At 67.2% G+C, this 6,774-nt stretch carries 4 protein-coding genes and 1 rRNA gene; 4 read left to right on the forward strand and 1 reads right to left on the reverse strand.

What is annotated here, in order from left to right:
* The first annotated feature begins 152 nt into the window (after positions 1-152).
* Together ahcY and AC069T_RS30720 are read left to right on the forward strand one after the other, a co-directional pair.
* Positions 153-1,610, forward strand: a complete 1,458-nt coding sequence (gene ahcY, locus AC069T_RS30715) for an adenosylhomocysteinase (RefSeq protein ID WP_478785849.1) — start codon at positions 153-155, stop codon at positions 1,608-1,610.
* Between the two features lie 135 nt (positions 1,611-1,745).
* A complete protein-coding gene (locus AC069T_RS30720; RefSeq protein ID WP_478785850.1) occupies positions 1,746-2,360 on the forward strand; it encodes a hypothetical protein in 615 nt (204 codons plus the stop codon).
* Between the two features lie 77 nt (positions 2,361-2,437).
* Here the strand turns inward: AC069T_RS30720 and AC069T_RS30725 are convergent, their stop codons facing one another.
* The gene (locus AC069T_RS30725) at positions 2,438-3,550 is read right to left on the reverse strand and encodes an RDD family protein (protein WP_478785851.1); all 1,113 of its coding nucleotides are present in this window, start codon (positions 3,548-3,550) and stop codon (positions 2,438-2,440) included.
* A gap of 118 nt (positions 3,551-3,668) precedes the next feature.
* Between AC069T_RS30725 and AC069T_RS30730 the strand changes: the two genes are divergently transcribed.
* Together AC069T_RS30730 and AC069T_RS30735 are read left to right on the forward strand one after the other, a co-directional pair.
* Positions 3,669-4,676: a stage II sporulation protein M gene (locus tag AC069T_RS30730; protein ID WP_478785852.1), complete on the forward strand. Its 1,008-nt coding sequence runs from the start codon at positions 3,669-3,671 to the stop codon at positions 4,674-4,676.
* A gap of 551 nt (positions 4,677-5,227) precedes the next feature.
* Positions 5,228-6,753, forward strand: a 16S ribosomal RNA gene (locus tag AC069T_RS30735).
* Positions 6,754-6,774: the final 21 nt, after the last annotated feature.

The raw sequence follows: 6,774 nt of genomic DNA on the forward strand, positions 1-6,774 counted from the left end.
CCCACGAGGGCCGGCCGAGGGAGAGAGGGCCTCCGACGGACTGCGCTGCGCGCACCGCGGCATGCCCGTGACCCCCCGTGGGCAGGCGTGTGCCCGACGCCGCGCAGACCAGCCGTACCCACCTCGACCCAACCTCCGAGGAGCAGCTCCTTATGACCACTGTCGACAACCGACAGGACTTCAAGGTCGCCGATCTCTCCCTGGCCGCATTCGGCCGCAAGGAGATCACCCTCGCCGAGCACGAGATGCCCGGCCTGATGTCGATCCGCAAGGAGTACGCCGAGACGCAGCCCCTGGCGGGCGCCCGTGTCACCGGCTCCCTGCACATGACGGTGCAGACCGCCGTCCTCATCGAGACCCTGGTCGCCCTGGGCGCCGAGGTCCGCTGGGCCTCCTGCAACATCTTCTCCACCCAGGACCACGCCGCCGCCGCCATCGCGGTCGGCCCGAACGGCACGCCCGAGAACCCGCAGGGCGTCCCGGTCTTCGCCTGGAAGGGCGAGACCCTGGAGGAGTACTGGTGGTGCACGGAGCAGGCCCTGACCTGGCCGAACACCCCCAGCGGCGGCCCGAACATGATCCTGGACGACGGCGGTGACGCCACCCTCCTCGTCCACAAGGGCGTCGAGTACGAGAAGGCCGGCAAGGTCCCCTCGCTCGACACCGCCGAGTCCGAGGAGCACCACGCCGTCCTCGAGCTGCTGCACCGCACCATCACCGACGGCTCGCAGAAGTGGACCCAGCTCGCCTCGGAGATCCGCGGCGTGACCGAGGAGACCACGACCGGCGTCCACCGCCTCTACGAGATGCACCGCGATGGCACCCTGCTGTTCCCGGCGATCAACGTGAACGACGCCGTGACCAAGTCGAAGTTCGACAACAAGTACGGCTGCCGCCACTCCCTGATCGACGGCATCAACCGCGCCACCGACGTCCTCATCGGCGGCAAGACCGCGGTCGTCTGCGGCTACGGCGACGTGGGCAAGGGCTGCGCGGAGTCCCTGCGCGGCCAGGGCGCCCGCGTGATCATCACCGAGATCGACCCGATCTGCGCCCTGCAGGCGGCGATGGACGGCTACCAGGTCACCACCCTCGACGACGTCGTCGAGCAGGCCGACATCTTCGTCACCACCACGGGCAACAAGGACATCATCATGGCCGCCGACATGGCCAAGATGAAGCACCAGGCGATCGTGGGCAACATCGGCCACTTCGACAACGAGATCGACATGGCCGGCCTCGCCCGCATCCCCGGCATCGTCAAGGACGAGGTCAAGCCGCAGGTCCACACCTGGACCTTCCCCGACGGCAAGGTGCTCATCGTCCTGTCCGAGGGCCGCCTGCTGAACCTGGGCAACGCGACCGGTCACCCGTCGTTCGTCATGTCCAACTCCTTCGCGGACCAGACGCTGGCCCAGATCGAGCTGTTCACCAAGCCCGACGAGTACCCGACCGACGTCTACGTGCTCCCCAAGCACCTCGACGAGAAGGTCGCCCGTCTCCACCTCGACGCGCTCGGCGTGAAGCTCACCAAGCTCCGCCCCGAGCAGGCCGCGTACATCGGTGTCGAGGTCGACGGCCCGTTCAAGTCGGACCACTACCGCTACTGAGCCCACACCTCAGTACCTGGTGAGCGCGCCCGTGCACTGACGCGCCGACCAGCAGCAGGTCCCAGGCAGGCCCCCGCACCCCGGTGCCGGGGGCCTGTCCGTTGCCGGACCGATCCCGGAGGATCCAGGACCCCCATGCCCCGCGGCCGCTATTCGCTCCACGACCCGCACGACCACACCCCCCTCGCCGAAGAACACTTCCACTGCGCGCCCGGCCCCTCCGGCTGGCGCTACGTCTCCCAGCTCACCACCCCCTCCGGCGACCACGCCGGCTCCGTCGACCTCACCCTCGACGACCTCGGCCGCCCCATCCGGCTCGAACTGCACGCCGCGAGCTGGCAGGTCCGCGGCGCCGCGCTCGACGGCGTCACCTGGGTCCGCACCGACCCCGCCGGCACCGAGGCAACCGAAGGCAATGTCCCCGCCCACGCCTTCACCGGGACGTCCCCGGCGTTCCTCGTCGCCACCGCTCGTCTGCTGCGCCTCACCCCCGGTGCCTCCGCGACGCGCGTACGCCTCGTCGCCTTCACCGACCCGGTCCTGGCCCCCCGCACCCTCGACCAGTCCTGGGCCTTGATCTCGAGAGAAGCACACGCCACTGACAACGGCCCGCTGACGGTGGACAACTACCAGGTCACAGCCCTGGACACCGGCGAGCAGAGCGCCGTTCACCTCGCCGGCGACGTGGTCCTGGCCGCGCCCGGCATCGAGCTGGAACACCTGGAGACACCGCCGTCGTCGTTCGACTGACGCGGCGCGGCGAGGAACGGAGTGAGGGACGGGCCCCGGTCCTCGGCGAGAGCCGGAACTCCGCCGTGCCGCGACGGTCAGGCGGGCGGAGCGAAGCCGGTGGCGGGCCGCTCGGATCCGGTGCCGGCCCGGTCGGATTCCCTGCCCTGGCGCTCGAAGGGGCCCTGGCGCTCGTTCGGCTGCTGGGCGCCTGCCCAGGGCTGCCCCGGCCGGTCGGCGGGCGGTACGGGCTGCCCCGGCTGTTCGATGGACGGTACGGGCTGTCCCGGCCGGTCGGCGGGCCACACGGGCCGGTGCGGCTGTTCCACAGTGGGGAAGGCCGGGCCCGGCCCGCCCGTCATCACCGGACCGGCCGCTGCCGGATAGGGCCCCGCTGCCGGATAGGCCCCCGGCACGGCCGCACCGATGCTCACACCACCCGGCCTCCCGCCCATGGCGCCGCCCCCGCCGAACACCCGGCGGACCTCCCGCGCCTGCCGCTCGTGCACCACCGCCGCCAGATAGGCGGCCGGGGGAACCCCCTGCGGCGCCGCGGTACCCGTGCACGACGCGAGATCCCCGGCGAGCCGCTGCGCCATCGTCCAGCCGACCTGCGGGTCCAGCTGCCGCATCCGCGTCAGGTACTGACGGACGGCGAGCCACAACCCGTCGGGGACGGCGGAGAGGTCCAGCTCGGAGAACCGGCCCACCAGCCAGGGCGGCGGCGGGGGCACGAAGGCCGCCCGCCCGGCAGGCACCCGCTCCCGCACGACCAGCGTCCCGGCGAACACGTCACCGAGCCGCCGCCCCCGCGCCGAGACGAGCGAGGCGATGCACGCGACGACCCCGAACGTCATCAGGATCTCGACGACACCGACCGCACCCCGCACCAGCGCGTGCCGGAACCGGATCGGCCCCCCGTCGTCGCGCACCACCCGCAGCCCGCACGCCAGCTTCCCGAGCGAGCGCCCGTGGCTGAGGGTCTCCACCGCGATGGGCCCGCCCACCAGCACCAGAAGGAAGGAGCCGATCGAGACCGCCATCTGCGCCGCCTCGTCCAGGCTCGCGGTGGAGATCACCAGGACGACGGTCACCAGGACGTAGACGACCATGGCCACGACCAGGTCGAGCAACACCGCCAGGCCTCGGCTCGGGAGTTTCGCGGGGCGCAACTCCAGCGCCACCGCCTCGCCCGTCACCAGCTCACTCACACGCGCCGTCCTTCCCTGACCTGCCCCGAGAACCGCCAGTCTGCCAAGCTGAGGGCGCATCGCGCCGCGGTACGACAAGCTGACACGCAGTACGAGAGGACGAGGAGCAGCAGAACCGATGGACCTCGACGTCTTCGTGTCCACCCACCGCGCCGAGTGGGACCGCCTCGAAGCCCTGCTCGGCCGTCAGCGCCGGCTGAACGGCGCCGAGGCCGACGAGCTCGTCACCCTCTACCAACGCACCGCCACCCACCTCTCCCTGATCCAGTCCAGCGCACCGGACCCTCAGCTGACCGGACGCCTGAGCCAGTTGGTGGCACGCGCGCGCAGTGCGGTGACCGGCACCCGCCGCGCCTCCTGGCGCGACGTCACTCGCTTCCTGACCCACGGCTTTCCCGCCGCCGTCCACCGCTCCCGGCACTGGTGGGTCCCCACGGCGCTGCTCTCCACGGTGGTCGCGGCCCTCCTGGGGTGGTGGATCGGTGCGCACCCCGAGGTCCAGTCCTCGATCGCGGCTCCCGGCGAGCTGCGCGAGCTCACCCGTCCCGGTGGAGAGTACGAGACCTACTACTCCAGCCATCCGGCGGCATCCTTCGCCGCCCAGGTCTGGACGAACAACGCCCAGGCCGCCGCGATGTGCCTGGTCCTCGGTGTCTTCCTGGGACTCCCCGTCCTGTGGATCCTCTTCCAGAACATGCTCAACCTGGGGGTCGGCATCGGCCTGATGTCGTCGGCCGGGCGCTTCGACACGTTCCTCGGCCTGATCCTTCCGCACGGCCTGCTGGAGCTGACCGCTGTCTTCGTCGCCGCCGGCACGGGTCTGCGCCTCGGCTGGACCCTGATCGACCCGGGCCCGCGGTCCCGCCGTGCCGCCCTGGCCGAGGAGGGCCGGGCGGCCCTGGGCATGGCCATCGGCCTCGCCCTGGTGCTGTTCGTCTCCGGCGCCATCGAAGGCTTCGTCACCCCCTCCGGCCTGCCGACCTGGGCCCGAATAAGCATCGGCGTCGTCGCTGAGCTGGCGTTCCTCGCGTACGTCTATGTCCTGGGCGGCCGCGCGGCACGCTCCGGCGAGACCGGTGACGTCGAGGCCGCCGAACGCAGCGCCACTGTCCCGACAGCCGCCTGATGTGCGTTCGCCGTCGCTGAGCTGCTAGTCTCCTCTTCGCCCCAAGGGACCTGTTGACACGGGACCTGTGGGGAGGTAGATTTGAACAGTTGCCTAGAACTGGACACGTCCGGTGGCAGCGGTTAGTTTCTATCTGCTTCCGGAGACAATCGATTTCCGGGAAGCCACTCCCGATGATTCAGAAATGACGCCGGTAAGTCCGGCCCAGAACTTCTGATAAAGTCGGAACCGCCGGAAAGGGAAACGCGAAAGCGGAAACCTGGAAAGCACCGAGGAAATCGGAACCGGAAACGGTCTGATAGAGTCGGAAACGCAAGACCGAAGGGAAGCGCCCGGAGGAAAGCCCGAGAGGGTGAGTACAAAGGAAGCGTCCGTTCCTTGAGAACTCAACAGCGTGCCAAAAATCAACGCCAGATATGTTGATACCCCGTCTCCAGCATCAGCTGGGACGAGGTTCCTTTGAAGAAAACATCAGCGAGGACGCTGTGAACCTTCCGATTATTCCTCGGGAGGTTCCGCTCTCGTGATGCTCTCCCGATTACGGGAAAACATTCACGGAGAGTTTGATCCTGGCTCAGGACGAACGCTGGCGGCGTGCTTAACACATGCAAGTCGAACGATGAACCACTTCGGTGGGGATTAGTGGCGAACGGGTGAGTAACACGTGGGCAATCTGCCCTTCACTCTGGGACAAGCCCTGGAAACGGGGTCTAATACCGGATAACACTCCCACAGGCATCTGTGGGGGTTAAAAGCTCCGGCGGTGAAGGATGAGCCCGCGGCCTATCAGCTTGTTGGTGAGGTAGTGGCTCACCAAGGCGACGACGGGTAGCCGGCCTGAGAGGGCGACCGGCCACACTGGGACTGAGACACGGCCCAGACTCCTACGGGAGGCAGCAGTGGGGAATATTGCACAATGGGCGAAAGCCTGATGCAGCGACGCCGCGTGAGGGATGACGGCCTTCGGGTTGTAAACCTCTTTCAGCAGGGAAGAAGCGAAAGTGACGGTACCTGCAGAAGAAGCGCCGGCTAACTACGTGCCAGCAGCCGCGGTAATACGTAGGGCGCAAGCGTTGTCCGGAATTATTGGGCGTAAAGAGCTCGTAGGCGGTCTGTCGCGTCGGATGTGAAAGCCCGGGGCTTAACCCCGGGTCTGCATTCGATACGGGCAGACTAGAGTGTGGTAGGGGAGATCGGAATTCCTGGTGTAGCGGTGAAATGCGCAGATATCAGGAGGAACACCGGTGGCGAAGGCGGATCTCTGGGCCATTACTGACGCTGAGGAGCGAAAGCGTGGGGAGCGAACAGGATTAGATACCCTGGTAGTCCACGCCGTAAACGGTGGGAACTAGGTGTTGGCGACATTCCACGTCGTCGGTGCCGCAGCTAACGCATTAAGTTCCCCGCCTGGGGAGTACGGCCGCAAGGCTAAAACTCAAAGGAATTGACGGGGGCCCGCACAAGCAGCGGAGCATGTGGCTTAATTCGACGCAACGCGAAGAACCTTACCAAGGCTTGACATACACCGGAAAGCATCAGAGATGGTGCCCCCCTTGTGGTCGGTGTACAGGTGGTGCATGGCTGTCGTCAGCTCGTGTCGTGAGATGTTGGGTTAAGTCCCGCAACGAGCGCAACCCTTGTTCTGTGTTGCCAGCATGCCCTTCGGGGTGATGGGGACTCACAGGAGACTGCCGGGGTCAACTCGGAGGAAGGTGGGGACGACGTCAAGTCATCATGCCCCTTATGTCTTGGGCTGCACACGTGCTACAATGGCAGGTACAATGAGCTGCGAAGCCGCGAGGCGGAGCGAATCTCAAAAAGCCTGTCTCAGTTCGGATTGGGGTCTGCAACTCGACCCCATGAAGTCGGAGTTGCTAGTAATCGCAGATCAGCATTGCTGCGGTGAATACGTTCCCGGGCCTTGTACACACCGCCCGTCACGTCACGAAAGTCGGTAACACCCGAAGCCGGTGGCCCAACCCCTTGTGGGAGGGAGCTGTCGAAGGTGGGACTGGCGATTGGGACGAAGTCGTAACAAGGTAGCCGTACCGGAAGGTGCGGCTGGATCACCTCCTTTCTAAGGAGCACTTCTTACCGG

Source organism: Streptomyces sp. NPDC043867 (assembly GCF_056435845.1).